1 protein-coding gene is annotated in these 742 nt (G+C 41.6%); it reads right to left on the bottom strand.

The window, feature by feature from the left end; translation table 11 throughout:
* Positions 1–742: RNA-guided endonuclease TnpB family protein (locus tag Q3F21_RS27175; RefSeq protein ID WP_340259716.1), on the bottom strand; the 742-nt coding region annotated here is incomplete at both ends.

Genomic DNA, 742 nt, shown 5'->3' with positions numbered 1-742 from the left:
ATAGAGATCGTCCTTCCGTACCATTCCGCCTTATACTCCAGCATCGTCCGAAACATAGACCACGATGCATCTGCGATGGATTTTGCTAACTTGTGGTTTTTGACCATGTTTTCTACTTGCAAGTCCTCCAAACAGATCACTTGGTTTTCGTTGATCAGCTTGGCTGACAGCTTATGTAGAAAGTCGTTACGGGTATTTGCAATTTTTTCGTGGAGCCTAGCTACTTTGATACGTGCTTTGTTACGGTTTTTACTGCCTTTTTGTCTGCGAGATTGAATCCGTTGCCACTTCGCCAGTTGTTTTTCATATTTGCGATAGTATTTGGGATTCCCTATCTTCTCACCAGTAGAAAGTATGGCGAAATCCTTGATTCCAAGGTCAATCCCTACCGTCTGTTCCACTTGCGGAAGTGATTGAACCACTGTTTCACACAGAACTGACACAAAATATTTCCCAGAAGGATTGCGTCTGATCGTAGCCGATAGGATACGTCCCTCAACTTCCCTGGATTTCGCATATGCTACCCATCCAAGTTTAGGAAGTTTGATACGATTTCCTTCCACTTTGATGTTCATTTTGCATGTATAGGATTGCTTTGGGTTCTTCTTGCTTTTGAATTTCGGATAGCCTTTTTTCTCTTTGAAAAACTTTTTGTACGAAGAATCCAAATCTTTCAATGTGGATTGCAGAGCAGTCGAATCCACTTCCTTCAACCACTCGATTTCCTTTTTTAGTTTCGTTA

Source organism: Brevibacillus borstelensis (assembly GCF_037834415.1).
Taxonomy (GTDB): domain Bacteria; phylum Bacillota; class Bacilli; order Brevibacillales; family Brevibacillaceae; genus Brevibacillus; species Brevibacillus borstelensis_A.
The sequence above is the reverse complement of the archived record's forward strand: the minus strand, read 5'-3'. Positions and strand labels throughout refer to the sequence as shown.